Here is a 19,995-nt window from a genome sequence, read left to right as displayed (position 1 = left end):
CCTCCCACAGAATTCAGTCAGTTTGCAAAGCCCGTCAGGCGCGGAATCGTCAGCGAGATGGCGGGGAAATAGGTGATCAGGAAGATCACCAGGATCTCGACCGCAAGGAAGGGCAGGATCGCCCGCGAGATGGTCGAGACCCGTTCCCCCGACACGGCCGAGGCGACGAACAGCACCAGCCCCATCGGCGGCGTTGCCAGCCCCACCGTCAGGTTGACGCACATGATCATGGCGAAATGGATGCTGTCCACACCCATGCCGGTGAAAACCGGACCCAAAATCGGCCCCAGGATGATGATCGCCGGTCCCGCATCCAGGAACATGCCCACGATGAACAGCAGGATGTTGATCAGGAACAGCAGCAGCAGCGGGTTGTCGGTCAGGATCAGGATGAATTCCGCCAGCTGCTGGGGCGCATGGCTGAGCGAGACGACGGTCTTGAACGACATCGCCGCCCCCACCAGCAGCAGCACCACCGCCGAGGTCAGCCCTGCCTTGCCCAGCACGTCCGGCAATTCGCGCACCCGCAACGTCCGCAGAACGAAAAGGCTGATCACCAGCGCATAGAGAACGGCGACGGCGGCCGCCTCGGTGGGCGTGAAGATGCCGAACAGGATGCCGCCCAGGATGATGACCGGGGTCATCAGCGGGAAGAACGCCTTGAGGCTGGCCTGACCGCGTTCGGGCCAGGTGTATTTGCGCGACGCGACGGGGAAATCATATTTGTCCGCCATCAGCTTGATCAGCGCCATCAGCCCGACGCCGACCAGCACACCCGGCACGATGCCTGCCAGGAACAGCGCCGCGACGCTTTCGCCCATGACATAGGCATAGATGATCATGATCCCCGAGGGCGGAATGATCGGCCCGATCACGGAACTGGCGGCGGTGATGGCGGCGGCGAATTTGCGGGTATAGCCCTGCTTCTCCATCGCGGGGATCAGCATCGACCCCAGGGCGGACGTGTCGGCGACCGCGCTGCCCGACAGGCCCGCGAACAGCATCGAGGACAGCACGTTCACATGCGCCAGGCCGCCGCGCAGATGCCCGATCAGCGCCTGGCTGAACTCGACCAGCCGCAGCGTGATGCCGCCGCGGTTCATGATCTCGCCGGCCAGCATGAAGAAGGGGATCGCCATCAGCGGAAAGCTGTCGATGCCGTTATAGAGGTTGCGATAGAGCAGCGTCAGGTCGCGTTCCTGTCCGTTCAGGAACAACAGCAGCCCCGGCGCGGCCAGAAGCGCGAAGAAGACGGGCAGGCCGACCAGCAGAAAGACCAGGAAGACCGGAAGAAACCAGACCAGCATCATTCGGCCCCTTGCGTATCGGTTTTCGGGATGTCCGGCAGGCCGGTCACCCCCAGAAGCAGCGCCAAGTTGCGCAGCAGCAATTCGATGTTCACCACGAACAGCATCACCGCCCCCACCAGCAGCGATGCCATCATCCAGGATCGCGGCACCCGGTACCACTGGCTGAAATCAAGCGAGACGGGCAGATGCAGGGATGCGCTGGCAAAACGGCCGCCGATGCCCGTCACCTCGGACCAGGCGATGGGAATGGTGAAATACAGAACCAGCAGCGACAGGCACAGCAGGATCAGGTTCAGGATGCGCGCGACGGTTGCGGTCAGCATTTCCGGCAGCACGTCGATGGCCACAAAGCCGCCGGTGCGAAAGGCCGTCGGCGCCATCAGCCCGGTCATCCACAGCATGCAGAACCGCGCGGCCTCGTCGGGCCAGGCCAGCGCGCTGTTCAGCACATAGCGGCTGAAGACCTGCAGCAGCGTCACGGCGACCATGACCGCCACGGCGGTGATGCCGATGGCGCGGCCGACCCGCAGGACATGGTCGTTCAGCCAGGACAAGGGCCGGATCAGCCCGCTCAGAAACATCATCATTCCCCTCCGCCCCGTTCCGCGCCCCGCCTCCTCCTGCGGGATGCGGCGGCGCCTAACTGTTGTCCAGCCGCGTCACCCGCCCGCCGAAGAAGGCCAGCGGATCGCCCTGGCGCATTTCGGCCCGCAGGACTTCGCCCACGATGATGGCGTGGTCGCCCGCCTCGTGAACGGCATGGCGGACGCAGTCGAAGCGCGCAAGGCAGTTCGACAGGACCGGCACGCCGTTTTCGTTCAGGCTCAGCTTGTCGGCGGGCAGCGCGGCCTGATCGCGCGCCACGGCGAAGGCCAGCGATTCCTGTTCGGCTCCCAGCACGTGGATCGCGTAATGTTCGGCCCCCACGAAGACCGGATAGCGCGACGAGGCCCGCCCCGGCGACCACAGCACCAAGGGCGGCTGCATCGAGACCGAGGCGAAGCTGTTGGCGGTCATCGCCACGCAGCCGTCCCGCCCCTGCGCCGTCACGATGGTGACACCGGTCGCAAACCGCCCAAAGGCGTCGCGCAGGTCGCGGCTGTTGTCAGCGGCGGGAACAAAGCTGGTGGCCGCGCCATGCTGCATCACGCGACCTCGTGGCCCAGGGCCGCCTGATAGAGGCGGAACCATTGCTGGCGATCCAGATCCACCTTGGCCGCGTCCGAAATGGCGGCGATGCGCGGCAACGCATTCGTGCCCAGCACCGGCAGGATCGTCGCCGGGTGGCGCAGCAGGAAGGCGACCGCCATCGCCGCGCGATCGACGCCGAATTCGCCTGCCAATTCGTCCAGCACCGCCTGCACCGGGCCTTCGCCGGTCATCAGGCTGCCGCCGCCCAGGGGGGACCACGCCATCACGCAATCGCCCCGCTTCTGGTGGAAGGCCAGATCGCCATTGGCAAAGGGCGCGACATGGGCCAGCGACAGTTCGATCTGGTTGGTCGCCAGCCGGGTGTTCATCGCCGATTGCAGCAATTCAACGTCCCAGGGGCGGAAATTCGACACGCCCACGGCGCGCAGCTTGCCCTGGGCCACCAGGTCGTCCAGCACGGCGCCGGTCTCATGGTGGTCCATCAGCGGATCGGGGCGGTGGATCAGCAGCAGGTCCAGATGGTCGGTGCCGAAATCGCGCAGCGAGCTTTCGACCGAAGCGCGGATATGCGCCGCCGAGGTGTCGTAATGCTTGCAGGACGCATCGGCGTATTTCCCACAGGGCGCGACGATGTCGCATTTGCTGATCAGTTCGACCTTGCTGCGCAGGCCCGGATCGGCCTTCAGCGCAGCGCCCAGGATGGCTTCGGCGGTATAGTCGCCATAGATGTCGGCCTGGTCCAGCGTGGTGATGCCCTGGTCCAGGCAGGCATCGATCTTGGCGCGCACATGCGCGACCGAGGTGTCGGCATCATCGCCCACCCGCCACATGCCATAGACAAGACGGGACAGGGACAGGCCTTCGGCAATCGTGACGCGTTCCATTCAGCGACGTTCTCCTGCGCCCAGCGGCGTCTGCGGTGTGGTGGCGGGCACGCGGCCCCATTCGCGGTTCAACTGGCTTGTCTTCATCTGCGGCAGCACGCGGGTTCCGAAATGCTCGGCCTCATCGATATGCGGATAGCCCGACAGGATAAAGGACCGGATGCCCATCTTCTGCAACTCCTCAAGCTTCGACAGAACCTGGTCGGTCGACCCGACGATGGCCGCCCCGCAGCCCGACCGCGCCCGCCCGATGCCGGTCCACAGGTTCGGTTCGATATACCCTTCCAGATCGGCCAGCTCGCGGTTGCGTGCCTGCCGGCTGACCCCCAGAGAGCCCGCGTCCAGCGCCCGTTCACGGATCAGGCGGCCCTGTTCGTCATCCAGCTTCGACACCAGTTCGCGGGCATATTCGCGGGCCTCGGTTTCCGTGTCGCGCACGATGACATGGGCGCGAAAGCCGTAATCCAGCACCCGCCCGTGACGTTCGGCCGCAGCATGGGCGGCCTTCATGCGGTCTGCGATGTCCTCGGTCTTTTCGGGCCACATCAGATAGACGTCGCAATGTTCGCCGCACAGGTCCAGTGCCGCGGGCGAATAGCCGCCGAAATACAGCATCGGCCCGCCCGTCTGATAGGGCTTGGCAGGATCGGTGGACAGGTCGCTGAAATCATAGACCTGACCGTGAAAGTCGATCTTGTCCCGGGTCCAGGCCTGTTTCAGGATCTGCACCACCTCGCGCGAGCGTTGATAGCGGAACTCACTGTCGGCCTTTTCGCCCGGAAAATCCGACGAGATGATGTTCAGTGTCAGCCGCCCCTGCATCATGTGGTCCAGCGTCGCGACCGTGCGCGCCAGCATGATCGGCTGCATTTCCCCGCAGCGCACCGCCGCCAGCATGTTGATGCGATCCGTGATGGGCGCGCAGCCCGCCACGAAGGACAGCGTGTCCTGACCCACCTGATAGGAGGACGGGCACAGGATGTTGCCGAAACCCTGCGCCTCGGCGGTTTTCACGATGTCGGAACAATGCGCCCAGGACGACCGCAGATCGGGGTCCGGCACGCCCAGGTACCGATAGTCATCCGAACAGAGCGCGGAAAACCACGCGACCTCGACGCGGTCCAGATCGGCCGATGTGACGGGAACGACGGTCATGCTTTCCTCCGCGGGTTCATCCGAACTTTCCCCTTGCATAGCCTTGGCCTTGATGTAGATCAATGGTGTATCAATTATTCCGGAGTGGAGGTCGGGGAATTGAATTCGACCCGCCGCACATCGGCAGCCCGCCCCGATGCCCTGCCGATCCATCTGCAGATCGAGGAACTGGTCATCCGCGACATCGCGGCGGGCCGCCTGGTCGACGGCCAGCGCCTGCCCCCCGAGCGCGAGATGGCCGAGGCGCATGACACCACCGTCCGCACCCTGCGCAAGGCCCTGGCCCAGCTGGAGGGCAAGGGCCTGATCGAGCGTCGGCAGGGGTCGGGAAACTATGTCCGCGCGGGCCAGCAGGTGGCTTCGGTCTATTCGATGTTCCGGCTGGAACATGCGGCGGGCGGGGGCGGGCTGCCCAATGCCCAGGTCCTGTCGGTCGATTACCTGCCCAAGGATGCCGCCCAGCCCGATTACGGCACATCCGACCACGGCACGCGCTTTCGCCGCCTGCGGTTCCTGGACGACATCCCCATCGCCATCGAGGAGATCTGGCTGGATGGCGGTGCGGGCCGCGTGCCCCGCGACAAGGTGCAGGATTCGCTCTACCTGACCTACAAGCGGGCGCTGAAGCTGTGGATCACCCGCGCCGAGGATCGCGTGGGCATCGCCCCGGTCCCCGACTGGTCGCATGACCGCTTTGCCCCCCGCCCCGGCACCGTCACCGCCCATATCCAGCGCCTGTCATGGGCGCAGACCGCCCGTGCCGTCGAGTTTTCTCGCACCTGGTACGACACCGACAGGGCGCTTTACGTGCAGCGCCTGATCTGAGGAGATCCGCATGACCACCCAGACCCTGGTTCACGCCAAGACCCGGACCGTATCCTATGGCATCATCGGTTGCGGCATGATGGGACAGGAACACCTGCGCAACATCGCGCTGCTGGACGATACCGCCATCGGCGCCATCTTCGAACCCGATGCCGGCATGCGCGCCGCGGCCCGCGCCCTGGCCCCCAAGGCGCAGTTCGTCGACAGCGTCGAGGCCCTGCTGGAGGTCGCGGATCTGGACTGCCTGCTGATCGCCAGCCCCAATTTCCGCCATCTGGAACAGCTGCAGGCGATCGCGGCGCGCCGGCCCCTGCCGGTCCTGGTGGAAAAGCCGCTGTTCACCGACCTGACCCAGCTGGCCCAGATCGACGCCTTCGCCGCCAGCTATCCCGCGCCGGTCTGGGTGGCGATGGAATACCGCTACATGCCGCCCGTGGCCAAGATGATCCAGCAGGCGCAGCAGGCGACCGGCGGCATCCGCATGCTGACCATCCAGGAACACCGCTTTCCCTTTCTGGACAAGGTGGGGGCGTGGAACCGTTTCAACGACCAGACCGGCGGCACCTTCGTCGAGAAATGCTGCCATTTCTTCGACCTGATGCGGGTGCTGCTGAAATCGGACCCGGTGCGGGTCATGGCGTCGGGTGGTCAGGCGGTCAATCACCTGGATGAACAACCGGGCGGGCGTCCGGCCGACATCTTCGACCACGGCTATGTCATCGTCGATTTCGCCAACGGCGCCCGCGCCATGCTGGAACTGTGCATGTTCGCGGAAGGGGCGCGGTTCCAGGAACAGATCTCGGCCATGGGTCCCTTGGGCAAGATCGAGGCCTTCGTGCCCGGACCGGGCCGCTTCTGGCCCGAGCATCTGGGCCCCGCCCCCGTGCCCGAGGTCGTGATCTCGCCCCGCAGCCCCAAGGGACCGCGGCTGGAGCCGGTCCCGGTGGACCCCGTCCTGCTGGAGGCGGGCGATCACAACGGATCGACCTTCTATCAGCACCAGCGTTTTCTGGAACTGGTGCGCGGCACCCGCAGCGCCGCCGAGGTCAGCCTGGAGGACGGCCGATGGGCGGTGCTGATGGGCCTGGCCGCGCAGCGGTCGATGGCGACGGGCGCCTCGGTGACGCTGGCCTCGCTGATGTGAGGCCGCTCAGTTCCCCGCGCGCAGGGCCGGCAGGCCGACGCCCGTCGCCTCGAACCCGCCATCGGCGGCCAGCACCTGCCCGGTGACATAGGAGGCCTGGTCGCTGCACAGAAAGGCGATGGCCTGCGCGATCTCATCCTCGCGGCCATAGCGGTTCAGCGGGATCGCGTCGTGATAGGCCGCGCGGATCGCCGGGCTGTGCACCGCCAAGGCCAGCTTGGTATCAACCGGACCGGGCGCCACGCAATTGGCGCGAATGCCCTGCTGGCCCAGTTCGGCCGCCTGTTGCCGCGTCAGATGGATCACCGCCGCCTTCGAGGTGCCATAGGCCACCCGCAGCGTGCTGGCCCGCAATCCCGAAATGGAGGCGATGTTCACGATCGCCCCATGCGTCCGGGCCAGGTGCGGGATCGCGGCCTGCGAACACAGGAACACCCCGTCCAGGTTCACCGCCATGACGCGCCGCCACGTGGCCAGGTCGGTCTGGGCCATCGGTCGGAAATCGGCGACGCCCGCATTGTTGACCAGCGCGTCGATGCGGCCCGACCAGGCGACGGCATCGGCCACCATCGCATCGACCCGATCAGGGTCGGACACGTCGCAGGGGATGGCATGCGCATCCGGCAGGGTGGCAGCGGCGCGGGCCAGTTCATCGGCATCGATATCGGCCAGCACCACGCGCCATCCGCGCTGCGACAACAGCCGGGCGGTGGCCAGACCGATGCCGCGCGCGGCCCCGGTGATGATGGCGGTCTTGTCGGTCATGGATCGTCCTTTCGGGAAATCATCTCAGCCAGTGGATCAGCCACAGCGACATCTGGGGAAAAGCCGCGACCACGGCCAGTCCGGCCAACGTCGCGACCAGGAAGGGAAGCGCGCCGCGGGCCACGCGTTCGATCGGCAGGCGGGCCACGTTGGCGGCCACGAACAGGTTGACGCCCACCGGCGGGGTGATCAGCCCGATGGCCAGGTTGATCATCACCACGACCCCGAACCAGACCGGGTCCCAACCCAGTTCCTGCATCACCGGCAGCACGATGGGCAGGGTGATGAACATCACCGTGATCGCGTCCATGAACATGCCCGCGACCAGCAGGATCAGCATGATGACCAGCAGGATCACCCATTCATTATCCGACAGCCCCAACAGGCCGCTGGAGTAGGTGCCGACCAGATCCTCGACCGTGATGACCCATCCGAACAGGCCCGCATAGGCCACGATCAGCATCACCGTCGCCGAAGACGCCGCCGCATCCGCCAAAGTGTCGTAAAGCGCGCGCAGCGACAGGCTGCGATAGATCAGCCCGCCCACCAGCAGCGCATAGACGGTGGCGACCAGCGCCGCCTCGGTGGGCGTGAAGATGCCGGAATAGATGCCCCCCAGGATCACCACCGGCGTCATCAGCCCCCAGAAGCTGTCGCGAAAGCTGCGCCACAGCCGCGCGCCGTAGGGCAGGCCCGCATGCGGATCGGGGATCAGCCGGTCCAGCGACCCGCCAGCGCCTTTCGGCGCGATGAAGGGCAGCACGACCAGCATGGCCAGCCCCATGAACAGCCCCGGAAGGATCGCCGCCAGGAACAGCTGGGAAATCGACACTTCGGCGATGACCCCGAACAGCACCAGCCCGATCGAGGGCGGGATGACGATCGACAGCGCCGCGCCCGCGCAGACCAGCCCTGCGGCATGGGCGCGGGTATAGCCGTCCTCCTCCATCCCTTTGATGATCATCGGGCCGATGGCCGCGACCGATGCCGGACCCGACCCGCTGACCGCCCCCCAGAACAGGCACACGACCGTGCCCACGACCCCCATGCCGCCGGGCAGGCCGCCGACCAGGACGCGAAAGAACCGGATCATCCGTTCCGCGATGCCGGTCGACCCCATCAGCGCGCCCGCCAGGATGAAGAACGGGATGGCCAGCAGTGAATAGCGCGCAACGCCCGCGGTGATCAGATCGCCCGCCAGCTCCAGCCCGAAGCCCATCCGCGCCATCGCGTAAAGCGCCGAGAGGCCCAGCGAAAACGCCACCGGCACGCGCAGCGCCAGCAGCAGGAAGAACAGCACGATCATCTGCGTGCCCGCGCCGATATCAGCCATGATTCGCCCCCGCCTGCCGAAGTTCTTCGATGGCATGCTGAACGAAGCGCCAGGCGATCAGCAGAAACGCGAAGGGCACCGCCGCCTGGTAATACCACATCGGAATCCGCAGCGCGTATGACGTCAGCCCGTTTCGATAAAGCACCGCGACCGCCCCCCAGGCCAGCCAGGCCGACGCGATCAGCAGCCCCACCGACAGGACCACCGACAGTATCACGACCACCTGCCCCGCCCGGCGCGGCAGCATCGACACCACCGCCGTGACGGCCAGGTGCTGACCCTGCCGCGCCGCGATGGCCGCGCCGAAGACGGTCAGCAGCAGGAAACCGTTGGTCAGCAGCTCCTCGGAGGAGGCCAGCGAATAGTTGGTGGCATAGCGCACGACCACATTGGCGAACCCCAACAGGGTCATGCCCAGAAACAGGACGGCACAGATCAGCCGCTCGGCCTCGCGCGACAGGAATGACAGCATGGGGACCTCCGGGCAGAGCGGGGGGCGCCTTGCCCCCCGTCCGGGTTACTGTGCCTGCGCGATGGCATCCTGGAAGGACGCGACCAGTTCGGGACCGACGCGTTCGGCCCATTGGTCGAAGGCCGGCTGCGTCGCCTCGCGGAAGGCGGCCAGTTCCTCGGGGGTGGGCTCATGGACCTCCATCCCCTTTTCGCGCAGGAAGGCCACGCCGGTTTCGGTGCCCTCGCGGGTGATCTGGCGCTGGTATTCCATCGCCTGGGCCGCGACTTCGCGCAGCATGGCCTGGGTTTCGGCGTCATAGCCGTCGTATTTCGCCTTGGAGATACCCAGGAAGATCGGGTCATAGGAATAGTGCCAGGTCGTCAGGTATTTCTGCACCTCATAGACCTGCTGCGGGATGATCACCGCGCCGATGGGGTTTTCCTGCCCGTCGACGACACCCTGCTGCAGCGCGGTCATCGTCTCGGTCCACTGCATCTGCTGGGGATTGGCGCCCAGCGCATTCATCACGTCGATATACATCGGTCCGGCGACGCGCATGTTCAGGCCCGCCATGTCGGCGGGCGCCTTGATCGGGCGGGTGTTGTTCGTCACCTCGCGAAAGCCGTTCTCGCCCCAGGCCAGGACCTCGATGCCCTTGCCGCGCAGGATCTCGCGCAGCGCCTCGGCCGGGCCGCCATCGGCGGTGGTGGCATCCACCTGGGCATAGTTTTCATACATGTAGGGCAGCGAAAACACCGCCATTTCCTGCACCAGCGGCGTCACGTTGATGGCAGACGTCATCACGAAATCCAGCGCGCCGCGGCCCACCATGTCGGCCTGGCGCATCTGGTCGCCGCCCGCCAGCTGGGCGTTCGGGAACACGCGCAGTTCCATGTCCCCGTCGGTGCGTTCGGCCAGCAGTTCGCCGAACCGTTCCGCGCCCTTGTGCCAGGTCGTGCCGTCGCCGGTGTTGTGCGACAGGCGCAGCGTTTCGGCCAGCGCGGCCCCCATGCCCATCGCCGACACCAAAGCCGTGGCCAACGCCAGCCGTCCCCATCCCGTCCGTGACATCGCAATCCCTCCCTGAACCTGCCACCCTCCCGTGGCGTCGGTTCATATCATGGTGCGACCTTTTGCGGCGTGGCAAGAAAAAACTTGCGCAATCCGCGATATCCTTGCCATCTTTGCGTGAATCAACGGGAAGCCGCATGACCCAGCCCGAACCACCGGTCCATATTGTGGGCGCCCCGGATACCGGAACGCAAAGCGTCGACCGGGCGCTGATGCTGTTGCAGCGCATCGGCGCCAGCGGCGAACAGGGCGCCAGCCTTGCCGGTCTGGTCGCCGAGACCGGGTTGAACAAGGCCACCGTGCGGCGGCTGGCCTTGGCGCTGATCCGGGCGGGCATGGCCGAACAGGACGCCGCCAGCCGCTATCACCTGGGCGAACAGATCCACGTGCTGGGCGCGCAGGCGGCGCGGCGCCCCGGCCTGATGGCGGCAGCGGGCGAAAGCGTGATGCGCCTGGCGCAGATCACCGGCGATGCGGCACTGCTGTCGGTGCGGCGCGGCGCCAGTTCGCTGTGCCTGATGCGCGAGGAAGGCAGCTATCCCCTGCGCAGCCATGCGCTGGTCGCGGGCCAGACCCATCCCTTGGGCGTCGGTGCGGGGTCGCTGGCGATGCTGGCAACCCTGCCGGATGACGAAGCCGGCACCATCCTGCGGGCCATCGCACCGGTTCTGGCCGACCGCTATCCGACCCTGACCCCTGACCGCATGCGCGACCTGATCGCGCGCACCCGCGCCGAGGGCGTGGCGCTGAACCCCGGCCTGGTGATCGAGGGGTCCTGGGGCCTGGGCATCGCGCTGCATCACCCCGACGGGCGGCTGGCGGGCGCGCTGTCCGTCGCCACGGTCGAGGCGCGGATGCGTTCCGACCGCCTGCCCGACCTGATCCGCCACCTGCGCGCCGAGGCTGCGCAGATCGAAACCCGCCTGACGCAGAAGGACAAACTGACATGACCGACCCGATGATCGTCGGCTGGAGCCATACGCGGTTCGGCAAATCCGACGCCCCCGACACCTGCGCCCTGATGGCCGAAGCCGTGCCCCTGGCGATGGACCATGCCGGCATCACGGCAGCGGATGTGGACGGCATCTTTACCGGCGTCTTCAACAACGGCTTTTCACCCCAGGATTTCCAGGGTGCGCTGGTCGGGATGGCCGTGCCGGAGCTGGCCCATGTCCCCGCCACGCGGTATGAAAACGCCTGCGCGACCGGGTCGGCCGCCCTGCATGGCGCGATGGATTTCATCGCCGCAGGCCGGGGCCGCATCGCGCTGGTCGTGGGGGCGGAAAAGATGACCGCCACCCCCACCGCGGATGTGGGCGACATCCTGCTGGGCGCCAGCTTCCACGCCGAGGAGGCGCAGATCGACGCCGGCTTCGCGGGCCTTTTCGGTCAGATCGCGGCCAGCTATTTCCAGCGCCACGGCGACCGGTCGCAGGAACTGGCGATGATCGCGGCCAAGAACCACGAAAACGGCATGCGCAACCCCTATGCCCATATGCGCAAGGATCTGGGCGTGGCCTTCTGCAACACCGTGTCGGACCGCAACCCGCGCGTGGCCGGGCCGCTGAGGCGCAGCGACTGTTCGCTGATCTCGGACGGGGCGGCGGTGCTGGTGCTGGCCGATGCCGAAACCGCCCTGACGATGCGCCGCGCCATCGCCTTTCGCGCCCGCGCGCAGGCCAACGACCCGCTGGCCCTGTCGCGCCGCGACATGCTGGAAATGCGGGCCGCGCGTTCGGCTTGGCGCCAGGCCCTGGACCGCGCGGGGGTCACCCTGGACGACCTGTCGCTGGTCGAGACGCATGACTGTTTCACCATCGCCGAGATGCTGGAATACGAGGCGATGGGTCTGGCCGAACCCGGCCAGGGCCACCGCGTGATCCGCGACGGCGTGACCGCCCGCGACGGTCGCCTGCCGGTGAACCTGTCGGGCGGGTTGAAATCCAGGGGCCATCCCATCGGCGCGACCGGCGTGTCCCAGCATGTCATGGCCGCGATGCAGCTGATGGGCGATGCCGGAGAGATGCAGCTGCCCGGCGCAACGATGGCAGGGGTCTTCAACATGGGGGGCGCTGCGGTGACGAACTATGTCTCGATCCTGGAGCGGGTGCGATGACCCCCGTTTCGGACCGTGTGATGAACCTGGGCCATTTTCTGACCCAGAACGCCCGCCGCCTGCCCGACGCCCCCGCCCTGATCCATGGCGACCACGTCACCACCTGGGCGCAGATGCAGGCCCGAGTCGGTGCCCTGGCCCATGCGCTGATCCACGACCATGGCCTGACCAAGGGCGACCGGGTCCTGGTGCAATCCGCCAACTGCCTGCAGATGCTGGAGACGATGTTCGCCTGTTGGCGCATCGGCGCGGTCTGGGTGCCCGCCAATTTCCGCCTGTCGCCGCAGGATCTGGCCTGGCTGGCGCAATCATCGGGTGCGAAGGCCATGTTCTGCGCGGCGCAGTTCCCCGACCATGCGGCGGCCTGCGCGGCCCACATCCCGGCGATCATCCCCATTGGCGCATCGCCCCTGGGCCCCGACCACGACGCGCTGATCACCCGCCACATGGGCCGGATGCCGCCCGAGGCCGCGGTGGCCCGCGACGATCCGGCCTGGTTCTTTTACACGTCGGGGACGACCGGGCATCCCAAGGCCGCGGTGCTGACCCATGGCCAGATGGCCTTCGTCGTCACCAACCACCTCTGCGACCTGATGCCCGGCACGACCGAAGCGGATGCCTCGCTGGTGGTGGCGCCGCTGTCGCATGGTGCAGGCATCCACGCCCTGACCCAGATCGCCCGCGGCGTGCCGACCATCCTGCCTGCGGGCGACCGCTTCGATGCGGCCCAGATCTGGGCGCTGGTCGAACGCCACCGGGTCAGCAACATGTTCACCGTCCCCACAATCCTGAAGCTGCTGGTCGAGGATGCGTCCGTCGCCCGCCATGACCATTCCAGCCTGCGCTATGTCATCTATGCCGGGGCGCCGATGTATCGCGCCGACCAGATCCGCGCGCTGGAAACCCTGGGCCCCGTGCTGGTCCAGTATTTCGGCCTGGGCGAGGTCACCGGCAACATCACCGTCCTGCCGCCCGCGCATCATTCCCCCGACGACGCGGCGATGCGCATCGGCACCTGCGGGCTGGCGCGCACCGGCATGCAGGTCCAAGTCCAGGACGACCAAGGGCTGGAATTGCCCGCAGGCGAAACCGGAGAGATCGCCGTGATCGGCCCGGCGGTCTTTGCGGGCTATCACGACAACCCTGCCGCCAATGCGAAATCCTTTCGCGACGGCTGGTTCCTGACCGGCGATCTGGGCCACATGGACGCGCAGGGGTTTCTATATCTGACGGGGCGGTCGTCGGACATGTTCATCTCGGGCGGATCGAACATCCACCCGCGCGAGATCGAGGAAAAGCTGCTGACCCATCCCGACCTCTCCGAGGTCATCGTGCTGGGCGCCCCCGACCCGGTCTGGGGCGAGGCCGGTCTGGCCGTCTGCGTCCCGCGCGCGGGCACCACCCCCGACCCGCAGGCGGTGCTGGACTGGCTGGCGCCGCGCATCGCCAGCTACAAACGCCCCAAGCGGCTGATCCTGTGGGATGCGTTGCCCAAATCCGCCTATGGCAAGATCACCCGCAAGATGATCCGCGACGAATTGATCGCCCGCAACCAATGGCCGCAACCGGCATGCTGACCCATCCCGGACCCGCAGATCCACAGCGGGTCCGCGCCATCCCCTGTCGCGCCCATCCGCTGCGCCTGCGCCTGCGTGCGGGGCTGCCTTTGGATCGGGCCATCGCGGCGGCGGCGCGGGGCGCGGGATTTGCGGCTGGCTGGCTGATGCTGGAGGACCTGCCCTGCGACCAGCTGGCCTATGTCATTCCCGCGCCGCCGCCGGGCGACGGGCGCGTGGCCTTTTACAGCGACACCCATGTTTTGGGGCGCGGCGCGCGCATCGTGATGGCGGGCCTGCATCTGGGACAGGGGGGCGCGATCCACGCACATGGCCTGTGGACCGACGCCACCGGCGTGCTGCGCATGGGTCACCTGCGCCCCGAGGCGACCCGCCTGTCGCGCGACGCGCGTGTCGCCGCATGGGGGCTGGACGGCGCCACCTTCCGGCGTGAACCCGATGCCGAAACCGGCTTTGCGCTGTTCAGCCCCCGCCCCCTGCCCCGCCGCCGCCCCGGCGGCCTGCCCGCGCGGCTGGTCCGGCTGCGCCCGCATCTGGATCTGGGGGCGACGATCGGTGCGATGGCGGGTGGCCGGACCCGCATCATGGGGCTGGGCAGCCTGGTCGGCACGGCACTGACCAAGGGGCCGCCCCTGACCGGCCCCGCGACCGAGATCCTGATCCTGGGGCAGGACCGCGCGCGCCTGCGGATTGCATCGGTCGGTCAGGCGGGAACGGTGCGCCAAGGCTGGCTATCCGGCCCGAACCCGGTCTGCATCACCGCCGAGCTGCTGCTGATCGACGCGCCGGACCGATGGCCGTTCACCCCGGCAGGGTGACGATGATCGCGCCGCGGCGGGTCGCCACGACGGTGTGTTCATATTGCACGACCGGTGCCGCGGGCTGACTGTAAAGCGTCCATTCGTCATCCCGGCCGGGTGTCGCCCACTGGCCGCCGCGCGACAGGAAGGGTTCGACCGTCAGCACTTGGCCGTCATGGATCCGGCGCCTGTCGCCTTTGGTGGGCCAGGTCGGGATCTCTTCGGGGGCTTCGTGCAGCGCCCTGCCGACGCCGTGGCTGGCCAGATTGCGGATCAGGGTATAGCCGCGACGGGACGCGAAGGCGCCGATGGCATGGCCGATGCCCGCCAGCGGCTTGTCATGTCCCACCTGCGCGATGCCGATCTGCGTGGCGCGCTTGCCATCGCGGCACAGACGGTGCAGCCCGGCGTCGATGCGACCCAGGGCAAAGGTTGCCCCGGTATCGGCGAAATAACCGTCGAAAGAGGCCGAGACGTCGATATTGACCAGATCGCCCGCTGCCAGCCTGCGCGTGCCGGGAATGCCGTGGGCGACTTCCTCGTTGACGCTGATGCAGGTGGTGCCGGGGAAATCATAGGTCGCGCGGGGTGCCGAGACCGCGCCCTCACGCTCCAGCAGCGCCTCTCCGATGTCGTCCAGATCGCGGGTGGTCATGCCAGGCTCCATCGCGGCGGCCATGGAATGCATGGTGTTGGCGACGATCCGGCCGATCTTGTGCAGGCCGTCCAGCTCTTCCTGCTGCGTGATGGTCATCGTCGGCTCCTTGGTGGTTCGGGCAGGATGCGATCCGGGATCCTGCCGTGGGACAGGCCGCCCGGCCAGGATCGGACCGGGGTCAGTTGAAGGGCCCCTTGAAGATGAAGAAGGCACCCGCGCAGATCAGTCCGAAGCCCACCACATGGTTCATGGTGATCCTTTCGCCCAGATAGGTCACCGAAAAGGCCATGAAGACGGTCAGCGTGATCACCTCTTGGATCACCTTCAGCTCGGCCGCGGAATAGACCTGATGGCCGATGCGGTTGGCGGGCACGGCGAAGCAATATTCCAGAAAGGCGATCCCCCAGCTGGCCAGAATCACGATCATCAACGGCTTGCTGCCGAATTTCAGATGGCCGTACCAGGCGAAGGTCATGAAGACGTTGGAACACAGCAGCAGCAGAATGGGGATGATGGCCGGGGATGTCATGGGATATGTCCTTTGACGCGACATTCGCCATGGACCGCGCGTCCCGTCAAGATCGCGCCCATGCATCCCCCGCATGGACCGGCGAAAAAGCCCGCCGCCCTCTCAGCCGCCCCGCCGGTCCGATGACAGGTTGGCCTGCATGTCGTCCAGCGCATCCGCGTTGCGGCGTCCCCAGTCATAGGTCAGTTCGACCAGATCCACGAAGCGCAGGCCAAGCGGCGTCAGGGTATAGCGCACGGCCGGGGGCACGGCGCTTTCCACATGCCGCCGGACCAGGCCTGCAGCCTCCATCTCGCGCAGGGTCTGGACCAGCATCTTCTTGGAAATGCCCGGCACGCTGCGCTGCAGGACGCCGGTCCGCGCCTGGCCGTCATGACGCGCCTGCAGCGTGTGCAGGATCATGCTGGTCCATTTCGTGGAAAAGATGTCCAGCACGCGCCGTGGGGCGCAATCCTCGCGCCATTCGCCTTCATCGCTGCCCGATCTCATGGTTACCTCGTGGTGCCTATGTCCCATTTTGGTGCCGTCTAGCGCAGGACGCCGCGCATGCCTAGGTCCGCTACGAACCATCACGGAGAAAACGACATGACGAAACGCGCACTCGTGGTCGGCGTCACCGGCATCCAGGGCAACGCCCTGGCGGACAAGCTGGTCGCCGAAGGATGGAAGGTCTTCGGACTGGCCCGCACGCCTGGGGACCGGGACGGGGTCACCCCGGTGGCGGCCGATCTGCTGGACCCTGATGATCTGGGACGGGCACTGCAGGGCATCGACCCCAGCCATGTCTTTGTCGCGGCCTGGCTGCGGATGAAGACCGAGGCCGAAAATATCCGCGTCAATGCGCAGATGCTGCGCAATCTCTTTGACGCCCTGCGCCCGGCCGGTTCGGTGCGGCACGTGGCGCTGGCGACCGGGCTGAAGCACTATCTTGGGCCCTTCGAAGCCTATGGCAAGGGCACCCTGCCCAAGACCCCCTTCCGCGAGGATCAGGGACGTCTGGAGGTCGAGAATTTCTACTATGCCCAAGAGGACGAGCTGTTCGCCGCCGCCCGGCAGGACGGTTTCACCTGGAGCGTCCACCGCCCGCATACCGTGATCGGCAAGGCGGTCGGCAATGCGATGAACATGGGCCAGACGCTGGCCGTCCATGCCACGATCTGCAAGGAAACCGGCCGCAAGTTCCGCTTCCCAGGCTCGCAGGTCCAATGGGATTCGCTGACCGACATGACGGATGCCCGCCAGCTGGCCGCGCAGATGGCCTGGGCGGCGGTGACCCCGCAGGCCCAGAACCAGGATTTCAACGTCGTGAACGGCGACATCTTCCGCTGGAACTGGATGTGGTTCCGCATCGCGGACTGGTTCGGCATCGAGGCCGAGGAATTCGATGGCACGGAACGCCCGCTGCAGGAACAGATGGCGGATGATGCCGCGATCTGGGCCCAGATCGCCGCACGCCATGGTCTGGTCGAAAGCGACATCACCCGCCTTGCCTCGCCCTGGCACAGTGACGCCGATCTGGGTCGTCCGATCGAGGTGGTGACGGACATGTCCAAAAGCCGCCGGCTTGGCTTTACAGGTTACCTGGCAACGGATGAAGCCTTCTTCGACCTGTTCGAACAGCTTCGCGCGGACGGGATCATTCCCCAGGCCTGACCCCCGGCCCGCGCCGGAACTCCGCTGTCGGCACCAGGGGGCGGCAATGGCCATCGGCCCGGGCGACCGGTCGCCTAGCCGATGTCGGCATCGCGGGCGGCGGCCTTCCTGACCATTCCCAGGAAGGCCGTGAACCCCGCCGAAGGGTTGCGTCGGCCCGGGTAATACAGGCTGAAGCCCGGTCTTTCCGGGGTCCAATCCTGCAGCAGATGCACCAACCGACCATCGGCGATGTCGGCAGCGACATCCTGTTCGATAAAGAACCCGACGCCCGCGCCATCCAGCACGGCGGCGCGGGCGATGGCGGCCTCATCCAGGGTCAGGCGGCCTTGGGCCTCGACCTGCGTCACGGCGTCGTCGCGCTGAAACGGCCAGCGCAACAACGCGCCATTGGGCAGGCGCACGCGGATGCATTCGTTCAACGGCAGATCCGCAGGCGTCCGGGGCATGCCGTGAACCGCGACCCAGGCTGGCGACGCCACCACGGCGTGCCGCTGCATCTGCCCCAGGGGCAGTGCAATCATGTCGCGCGGCACCAGATCGGCGGGACGGATGCCCAAGTCGAAACCTTCTGCGACAATGTCGACCAGCCGCCCTTCGGTGACCAGATCGACCTGCATCTGCGGAAATCGGCGCAGGAAGGTGAGGACCAGCGGCGCGATGGCCCGTCCCGCCTGGACCGACGCATTGATCCGCAACAGACCCGCGGGCGTCCGGCGCTGCGACTGGGCTGTCTCCATCGCGCCGCGGATTTCGGCCACGGCGGGGGCAATGCGTTCGACAAAGGCGCGTCCGGCATCGCTGAGCGAGACGCTGCGGGTGGTGCGGTTGAACAGCCGCACACCCAAGCTGGCTTCCAACCGGGCGATGCTGTGCGACAAGGCGGTCGTCGAAACCCCCAGATCCAAAGCAGCCGCCCGGAAGGATCCGCGCCGCGCGATGGCCAGAACCCCTTCCAATCCCTTCAGGCCGCTGTCCATCATCCCGATCCTGTCATCAGCAGATGCTGATTTATCCCGATTATCTGCATGACCGTCCAGCCTTATCTTGGCTGGGAACCTGTCACGAAAGGACCGACCCATGATGCTTCCTGATCCGATCCGGATTTATTTCGACGCCCGCGCGCCGCAGGACGGCGCCGCCTTGGCCGCAGCTTTCGCCCCTGATGCCGTCGTGCGGGACGAGGGCCAGAGCCATCACGGCCCCCAGGCGATCCGCGACTGGTGGTTGGCCGCCAAGGCCAAGTATCGCCACCATGCCGATCCTATCGATGCGACGCAGTCCGGCGACAAGACCGTCGTGCGCGCCGCCGTCACCGGAGATTTCCCTGGCAGCCCGGCGACGTTGAGTTTCAGCTTTGGTTTGTCGGGCGGCCGGATCACCAGTTTGGAGATCGGCTGATGTCTGGCTTTGTGAGCTTGTCGGGCAAGCGGGCCCTGATCACGGGCGGCACGCAGGGTGCGGGCGCGGCCACCGTAGCACTGTTTCGAGAGCTGGGTGCCCAGGTCCTGACCGCCGCACGCAGCCAGCCTGCGGATCTGCCGGACGCCATGTTCGTGGCTGCCGACCTGACCACGCCCGAGGGATGTGGAACAGTCGCCGCCGCCGTTCAGGACCGGATGGGCGGGGCCGACATCATCGTGCACATGCTGGGCGGTTCTTCGTCCCCTGCGGGTGGCTTTGCGGCTTTGGGCGAGGCCGAATGGCGGTCCGAACTGGACCTGAACCTGATGCCCGCCCTGCGTCTGGACCGGGCCTTGCTTCCGGGCATGATCGCGCGGGGCGCGGGCGTGGTCGTCCACGTCACCTCGATCCAGCGTTTGCTTCCCTTGCCCGAAGCGACGACCGCCTATGCCGCCGCCAAGGCCGCGCTGTCGGTCTATAGCAAGAGCTTGTCTAAGGAGGTGGCCGCGAAGGGTCTTCGGGTGGTCCGCGTGGCGCCGGGCTGGATCGAGACCGAGGCCTCGATCCGACTGGCCGAACGCGTGGCGTCCGAAGCGGGCACCGATGTTGAGGGGGCGCGGCAGATCATCATGGACAGCCTGGGCGGCATTCCCATCGGCCGTCCATCGCGCCCTGATGAGGTTGCCAACCTGATCGCCTTTTTGGCGTCGGATCGGGCCGCCAGCATCACCGGCAGCGAACATGTGATTGACGGGGGGACGGTGCCGACCGCGTGACGTTTTCCCGCGTCTGCCCGGTCGCCGGTTTGGTTGTACCCGAACCTTTCGGAGGATTTCCGTCTCAAGGTGACGGAACTGGCGGATACCTTGAGCGATCCGGAGATCCGGACGCGGGCCTTGGAGATCATCCTTGGTCTGATCGAAGCTGTCACAGTCCGCGCCACCCCCGCGGGGATCATCTTGGAGCTGGAAGGGGCGCTGGCGGCGATGATTGGCTTGGCGCAGGGCGGAACGCAAAAAGCCTCCCGTGCGGGAGGCTGATAATCTGCGGATATCTTTTTTGGATCTGGTTGCGGGGGCAGGATTTGAACCTGCGACCTTCAGGTTATGAGCCTGACGAGCTACCGGGCTGCTCTACCCCGCGCCAAGTTTGTCCTGATCGGGAT

At 66.8% G+C, this 19,995-nt stretch carries 23 protein-coding genes and 1 tRNA gene; 10 read left to right on the top strand and 14 right to left on the bottom strand.

Features of this window, described 5'->3' with window-relative positions:
- Positions 1-17: 17 nt before the first annotated feature.
- The 5 genes from IE00_RS12310 to IE00_RS12290 are packed head-to-tail and all read right to left on the bottom strand — an operon-like array spanning position 18 to position 4,501.
- Positions 18-1,307 (bottom strand): TRAP transporter large permease, encoded by a 1,290-nt coding sequence (locus tag IE00_RS12310; RefSeq protein ID WP_072297418.1) that lies wholly within the window; start codon positions 1,305-1,307, stop codon positions 18-20.
- Entirely contained in the window at positions 1,307-1,894 is a 588-nt protein-coding gene (locus tag IE00_RS12305) for a TRAP transporter small permease (RefSeq protein ID WP_072297604.1), read from the bottom strand. The genes IE00_RS12310 and IE00_RS12305 overlap by 1 nt, the downstream gene beginning before the upstream one ends.
- 55 nt (positions 1,895-1,949) lie before the next feature.
- Positions 1,950-2,456, bottom strand: coding sequence for a flavin reductase family protein (locus tag IE00_RS12300; RefSeq protein WP_072297417.1), 507 nt, complete (start codon positions 2,454-2,456; stop codon positions 1,950-1,952).
- Positions 2,456-3,346, bottom strand: a complete 891-nt coding sequence (locus IE00_RS12295; protein ID WP_072297416.1) for an aldo/keto reductase family oxidoreductase — start codon at positions 3,344-3,346, stop codon at positions 2,456-2,458. Before IE00_RS12295 ends, IE00_RS12300 begins: the two co-directional genes overlap by 1 nt.
- Complete coding sequence (locus IE00_RS12290) at positions 3,347-4,501, bottom strand: LLM class flavin-dependent oxidoreductase (protein WP_072297596.1); 1,155 nt, start codon at positions 4,499-4,501, stop codon at positions 3,347-3,349. It lies immediately after the preceding gene.
- 99 nt (positions 4,502-4,600) lie between these two features.
- On the opposite strand from IE00_RS12290, the gene IE00_RS12285 reads away from it, so the two are divergent.
- Together IE00_RS12285 and IE00_RS12280 are read left to right on the top strand one after the other, a co-directional pair.
- Positions 4,601-5,326, top strand: a complete 726-nt coding sequence (locus IE00_RS12285; RefSeq protein ID WP_072297594.1) for a GntR family transcriptional regulator — start codon at positions 4,601-4,603, stop codon at positions 5,324-5,326.
- Positions 5,327-5,336: 10 nt separating this feature from the next.
- Positions 5,337-6,470, top strand: a complete 1,134-nt coding sequence (locus IE00_RS12280) for a Gfo/Idh/MocA family protein (protein WP_072297415.1) — start codon at positions 5,337-5,339, stop codon at positions 6,468-6,470.
- Between the two features lie 6 nt (positions 6,471-6,476).
- Here the strand turns inward: IE00_RS12280 and IE00_RS12275 are convergent, their stop codons facing one another.
- The 4 genes from IE00_RS12275 to IE00_RS12260 are packed head-to-tail and all read right to left on the bottom strand — an operon-like array spanning position 6,477 to position 10,093.
- A complete protein-coding gene (locus IE00_RS12275; RefSeq protein WP_072297414.1) occupies positions 6,477-7,235 on the bottom strand; it encodes an SDR family NAD(P)-dependent oxidoreductase in 759 nt (252 codons plus the stop codon).
- Between the two features lie 19 nt (positions 7,236-7,254).
- Positions 7,255-8,568, bottom strand: a complete 1,314-nt coding sequence (locus IE00_RS12270; RefSeq protein WP_072297413.1) for a TRAP transporter large permease — start codon at positions 8,566-8,568, stop codon at positions 7,255-7,257.
- A complete protein-coding gene (locus IE00_RS12265; RefSeq protein WP_240493885.1) occupies positions 8,561-9,040 on the bottom strand; it encodes a TRAP transporter small permease in 480 nt (159 codons plus the stop codon). The genes IE00_RS12270 and IE00_RS12265 overlap by 8 nt, the downstream gene beginning before the upstream one ends.
- A 45-nt stretch (positions 9,041-9,085) precedes the next feature.
- Positions 9,086-10,093 carry a DctP family TRAP transporter solute-binding subunit gene (locus tag IE00_RS12260; RefSeq protein ID WP_072297412.1) on the bottom strand — a complete coding sequence of 336 codons (1,008 nt, stop codon included), beginning with the start codon at positions 10,091-10,093 and terminating at the stop codon, positions 9,086-9,088.
- A 137-nt stretch (positions 10,094-10,230) separates the two neighbouring features.
- Between IE00_RS12260 and IE00_RS12255 the strand changes: the two genes are divergently transcribed.
- From IE00_RS12255 to IE00_RS12240, 4 genes are read left to right on the top strand one after another with little or no spacing between them, the layout of a single operon-like run.
- Complete coding sequence (locus IE00_RS12255; protein ID WP_072297411.1) at positions 10,231-11,043, top strand: IclR family transcriptional regulator; 813 nt, start codon at positions 10,231-10,233, stop codon at positions 11,041-11,043.
- Positions 11,040-12,209, top strand: a complete 1,170-nt coding sequence (locus IE00_RS12250; protein ID WP_072297410.1) for an acetyl-CoA acetyltransferase — start codon at positions 11,040-11,042, stop codon at positions 12,207-12,209. Before IE00_RS12255 ends, IE00_RS12250 begins: the two co-directional genes overlap by 4 nt.
- On the top strand, positions 12,206-13,786 hold the full coding sequence (locus IE00_RS12245; RefSeq protein ID WP_072297409.1) for an acyl-CoA synthetase: 1,581 nt from the start codon (positions 12,206-12,208) through the stop codon (positions 13,784-13,786). The genes IE00_RS12250 and IE00_RS12245 overlap by 4 nt, the downstream gene beginning before the upstream one ends.
- Complete coding sequence (locus IE00_RS12240; RefSeq protein WP_072297408.1) at positions 13,765-14,604, top strand: hypothetical protein; 840 nt, start codon at positions 13,765-13,767, stop codon at positions 14,602-14,604. Before IE00_RS12245 ends, IE00_RS12240 begins: the two co-directional genes overlap by 22 nt.
- Here the strand turns inward: IE00_RS12240 and map are convergent.
- From map to IE00_RS12225, 3 genes are all read right to left on the bottom strand, one after another.
- Positions 14,588-15,340 carry a type I methionyl aminopeptidase gene (gene map, locus IE00_RS12235; protein ID WP_072297407.1) on the bottom strand — a complete coding sequence of 251 codons (753 nt, stop codon included), beginning with the start codon at positions 15,338-15,340 and terminating at the stop codon, positions 14,588-14,590. The genes IE00_RS12240 and map overlap by 17 nt on opposite strands.
- Before the next feature lie 82 nt (positions 15,341-15,422).
- Positions 15,423-15,773 (bottom strand): DMT family protein, encoded by a 351-nt coding sequence (locus tag IE00_RS12230; RefSeq protein WP_072297406.1) that lies wholly within the window; start codon positions 15,771-15,773, stop codon positions 15,423-15,425.
- Between the two features lie 102 nt (positions 15,774-15,875).
- Positions 15,876-16,262 carry a helix-turn-helix domain-containing protein gene (locus tag IE00_RS12225; RefSeq protein ID WP_072297405.1) on the bottom strand — a complete coding sequence of 129 codons (387 nt, stop codon included), beginning with the start codon at positions 16,260-16,262 and terminating at the stop codon, positions 15,876-15,878.
- Between the two features lie 96 nt (positions 16,263-16,358).
- Between IE00_RS12225 and IE00_RS12220 the strand changes: the two genes are divergently transcribed.
- A complete protein-coding gene (locus tag IE00_RS12220; RefSeq protein ID WP_072297404.1) occupies positions 16,359-17,426 on the top strand; it encodes an SDR family oxidoreductase in 1,068 nt (355 codons plus the stop codon).
- Positions 17,427-17,500: 74 nt separating this feature from the next.
- On the opposite strand, the gene IE00_RS12215 is transcribed toward IE00_RS12220, so the two are convergent.
- Entirely contained in the window at positions 17,501-18,406 is a 906-nt protein-coding gene (locus IE00_RS12215; protein WP_072297590.1) for a LysR substrate-binding domain-containing protein, read from the bottom strand.
- 100 nt (positions 18,407-18,506) lie between these two features.
- On the opposite strand from IE00_RS12215, the gene IE00_RS12210 reads away from it, so the two are divergent.
- Genes IE00_RS12210 through IE00_RS12200 form a run of 3 tightly spaced genes read left to right on the top strand, consistent with a single transcriptional unit; the run spans position 18,507 to position 19,870 of the window.
- Positions 18,507-18,827 carry a nuclear transport factor 2 family protein gene (locus IE00_RS12210; protein ID WP_072297403.1) on the top strand — a complete coding sequence of 107 codons (321 nt, stop codon included), beginning with the start codon at positions 18,507-18,509 and terminating at the stop codon, positions 18,825-18,827.
- On the top strand, positions 18,827-19,606 hold the full coding sequence (locus tag IE00_RS12205; RefSeq protein WP_072297402.1) for an SDR family oxidoreductase: 780 nt from the start codon (positions 18,827-18,829) through the stop codon (positions 19,604-19,606). The genes IE00_RS12210 and IE00_RS12205 overlap by 1 nt, the downstream gene beginning before the upstream one ends.
- A 33-nt stretch (positions 19,607-19,639) precedes the next feature.
- Complete coding sequence (locus tag IE00_RS12200) at positions 19,640-19,870, top strand: hypothetical protein (RefSeq protein WP_139291423.1); 231 nt, start codon at positions 19,640-19,642, stop codon at positions 19,868-19,870.
- Between the two features lie 26 nt (positions 19,871-19,896).
- Here the strand turns inward: IE00_RS12200 and IE00_RS12195 are convergent.
- Positions 19,897-19,973 (bottom strand) — tRNA-Met (locus tag IE00_RS12195).
- Between the last annotated feature and the right edge of the window lie 22 nt (positions 19,974-19,995).

The organism is Paracoccus sp. SM22M-07, from assembly GCF_001887735.1.
In the GTDB taxonomy this organism is placed as follows: domain Bacteria; phylum Pseudomonadota; class Alphaproteobacteria; order Rhodobacterales; family Rhodobacteraceae; genus Paracoccus.
The sequence above is the reverse complement of the archived record's forward strand: the minus strand, read 5'-3'. Positions and strand labels throughout refer to the sequence as shown.

Excerpts from the sequence above, each read along its gene's own strand:
- IE00_RS12310 (WP_072297418.1), bottom strand. The coding sequence starts at position 1,307 with ATGCTGGTCTGGTTTCTTCCGGTCTTCCTGGTCTTTCTGCTGGTCGGC.
- IE00_RS12305 (WP_072297604.1), bottom strand. The coding sequence starts at position 1,894 with ATGATGTTTCTGAGCGGGCTGATCCGGCCCTTGTCCTGGCTGAACGAC.
- IE00_RS12300 (WP_072297417.1), bottom strand. The coding sequence starts at position 2,456 with ATGCAGCATGGCGCGGCCACCAGCTTTGTTCCCGCCGCTGACAACAGC.
- IE00_RS12295 (WP_072297416.1), bottom strand. The coding sequence starts at position 3,346 with ATGGAACGCGTCACGATTGCCGAAGGCCTGTCCCTGTCCCGTCTTGTC.
- IE00_RS12290 (WP_072297596.1), bottom strand. The coding sequence starts at position 4,501 with ATGACCGTCGTTCCCGTCACATCGGCCGATCTGGACCGCGTCGAGGTC.
- IE00_RS12280 (WP_072297415.1), top strand. The coding sequence starts at position 5,337 with ATGACCACCCAGACCCTGGTTCACGCCAAGACCCGGACCGTATCCTAT.
- IE00_RS12275 (WP_072297414.1), bottom strand. The coding sequence starts at position 7,235 with ATGACCGACAAGACCGCCATCATCACCGGGGCCGCGCGCGGCATCGGT.
- IE00_RS12270 (WP_072297413.1), bottom strand. The coding sequence starts at position 8,568 with ATGGCTGATATCGGCGCGGGCACGCAGATGATCGTGCTGTTCTTCCTG.
- IE00_RS12265 (WP_240493885.1), bottom strand. The coding sequence starts at position 9,040 with ATGCTGTCATTCCTGTCGCGCGAGGCCGAGCGGCTGATCTGTGCCGTC.
- IE00_RS12260 (WP_072297412.1), bottom strand. The coding sequence starts at position 10,093 with ATGTCACGGACGGGATGGGGACGGCTGGCGTTGGCCACGGCTTTGGTG.
- IE00_RS12255 (WP_072297411.1), top strand. The coding sequence starts at position 10,231 with ATGACCCAGCCCGAACCACCGGTCCATATTGTGGGCGCCCCGGATACC.
- IE00_RS12250 (WP_072297410.1), top strand. The coding sequence starts at position 11,040 with ATGACCGACCCGATGATCGTCGGCTGGAGCCATACGCGGTTCGGCAAA.
- IE00_RS12245 (WP_072297409.1), top strand. The coding sequence starts at position 12,206 with ATGACCCCCGTTTCGGACCGTGTGATGAACCTGGGCCATTTTCTGACC.
- IE00_RS12240 (WP_072297408.1), top strand. The coding sequence starts at position 13,765 with ATGGCCGCAACCGGCATGCTGACCCATCCCGGACCCGCAGATCCACAG.
- map (WP_072297407.1), bottom strand. The coding sequence starts at position 15,340 with ATGACCATCACGCAGCAGGAAGAGCTGGACGGCCTGCACAAGATCGGC.
- IE00_RS12230 (WP_072297406.1), bottom strand. The coding sequence starts at position 15,773 with ATGACATCCCCGGCCATCATCCCCATTCTGCTGCTGCTGTGTTCCAAC.
- IE00_RS12225 (WP_072297405.1), bottom strand. The coding sequence starts at position 16,262 with ATGAGATCGGGCAGCGATGAAGGCGAATGGCGCGAGGATTGCGCCCCA.
- IE00_RS12220 (WP_072297404.1), top strand. The coding sequence starts at position 16,359 with ATGACGAAACGCGCACTCGTGGTCGGCGTCACCGGCATCCAGGGCAAC.
- IE00_RS12215 (WP_072297590.1), bottom strand. The coding sequence starts at position 18,406 with ATGGACAGCGGCCTGAAGGGATTGGAAGGGGTTCTGGCCATCGCGCGG.
- IE00_RS12210 (WP_072297403.1), top strand. The coding sequence starts at position 18,507 with ATGATGCTTCCTGATCCGATCCGGATTTATTTCGACGCCCGCGCGCCG.
- IE00_RS12205 (WP_072297402.1), top strand. The coding sequence starts at position 18,827 with ATGTCTGGCTTTGTGAGCTTGTCGGGCAAGCGGGCCCTGATCACGGGC.